The organism is Staphylococcus sp. HMSC13A10, from assembly GCF_001808005.1.
GTDB lineage: Bacteria > Bacillota > Bacilli > Staphylococcales > Staphylococcaceae > Staphylococcus > Staphylococcus pasteuri.
This window is the reverse complement of the sequence record NZ_KV791830.1, coordinates 1-1507: the sequence shown is the minus strand read 5'-3', so window position 1 is coordinate 1507 and position 1507 is coordinate 1. Positions and strand designations below refer to the sequence as shown.

At 29.5% G+C, this 1507-nt stretch carries 2 protein-coding genes; one reads left to right on the top strand and one right to left on the bottom strand.

Going from position 1 to position 1507, the window contains the following annotated elements:
- The first annotated feature begins 119 nt into the window (after window positions 1-119).
- Window positions 120-215, top strand: coding sequence for a type I toxin-antitoxin system Fst family toxin (locus HMPREF3125_RS12380; RefSeq protein ID WP_000493114.1), 96 nt, complete (start codon window positions 120-122; stop codon window positions 213-215).
- Window positions 216-526: 311 nt separating this feature from the next.
- Here HMPREF3125_RS12380 and HMPREF3125_RS01835 read toward each other — a convergent pair whose 3' ends face one another.
- Window positions 527-1348 carry a LysR family transcriptional regulator gene (locus tag HMPREF3125_RS01835; protein WP_070451576.1) on the bottom strand — a complete coding sequence of 274 codons (822 nt, stop codon included), beginning with the start codon at window positions 1346-1348 and terminating at the stop codon, window positions 527-529.
- Window positions 1349-1507: the final 159 nt, after the last annotated feature.

The following is a 1507-nucleotide window of genomic DNA, read 5'->3' as shown; positions in this document are numbered from 1 at the left end:
AAAGATATAACATAAAATAACTTATCGGAAGTCATCTGTAACTCAATTATTAGAAATGATATAATACAAAGGTCGTCGTTCACTTCTGTGCTGTATTTAGCATGGAAGGAGGTGACATCATGTTCAGTACACTATTTGTAACTATTATAGCTCCTATCATAGTAGGAGTTATACTCACATTATTTTCTCATTGGCTGAATAATCGTGAAAAGTAATTTAGCGGCGACATATAGCTAATACACCAAAAGAGCCCGATAACTATTCGCAGTAGTTATCGGGCTCGGTGTTTATCATGTTAGTACACTATTTGTTAATTAAATTATAACACTGGCTGGTAGAGGAATGCAAAGCAAAGTGATATGTACGGTATTAGTTACAAGGTATCGTTTTAATATTTTTGACGCTAATTGTCAATAATTTAAAGGGTAAATTATGAATGTTATATATTGAGAATTTATCCTTTTTTTAAATAGATTGTCATTAGAACATGCATTAAATTTAGAATAAATAATACAAAGATCAAAATTCATGAAACCAAATTTTTGATAACTTCATTAAGCTTCGTATCAATATACTTATCTTTATGTATGACTAAATAGAAATAGCGTGTGATGTCTAAGTTTGTTACTTCTAGCTTTTCTAAATCATAAGGTGTTAATGTTGATTTAGAAACAATAGAAAAGCCTTTATCAGCATGAACCATATTTTTAATTAGATTTGTGTTATTAATTTCTACTAAATAAGAGGATGAAGTCATTTGTGATAACGCATTTTCTTGATAGACTCTTGTACCTGATCCACGTTCTCTGATAAAACATATTGATTTATTTGAAGATGATGACTTTTTACGAATTAGTACTATTTCATCTTGAGCAATACGTCTACTGTATATGATATTGCTTTGAACCTCTTTTTCGATTATACCTAAATCGATAATGTTATTCTTAATATGTTGTAATACTGTATCAGAATTATTTAATTGCACATGAATATATAATTCAGGATATTTTTTTGCTAAATCAGTAAGATGTTGTGACAATCGATATTCGCCATACGTGTAACTACTCCCTACCGTTACATCTCCCGAAATTGTATCAGGTTGCATTTTCAAATCGTGTCTTAAGATTTGTTCTAAACGCTCACGTTGTAAAGCATATTGAAATAGTTTCTCCCCATCACTCGTTAAAGACATTTTAGAATGTCTAAATTCGAAAATTTTTATATCATATTCCAGTTCTAATCGTTTAATATCACGACTTATTGATGGCTGTGAAGTATATAAATTTTCTGCAGCTTTAGTAAAACTTTGCGTTTTAACTACTTCATTTAGAACTTTTAATGAATCCATTAACTAGGTCTCCTAACATTTGAATACCTCTATTATAACAAAATTGTTATGAGTAATATACTTAATATTTATTTCACGTTATAACTATGCGATGCTAAGCTTTGGATAAAGGAGGAGTTAAAAAGTGAGGTTCTGTTGCAAAGTTGAATTTATAGTATA

Excerpts from the sequence above, each read along its gene's own strand:
- HMPREF3125_RS12380 (WP_000493114.1), top strand. The coding sequence starts at position 120 with ATGTTCAGTACACTATTTGTAACTATTATAGCTCCTATCATAGTAGGA.
- HMPREF3125_RS01835 (WP_070451576.1), bottom strand. The coding sequence starts at position 1,348 with ATGGATTCATTAAAAGTTCTAAATGAAGTAGTTAAAACGCAAAGTTTT.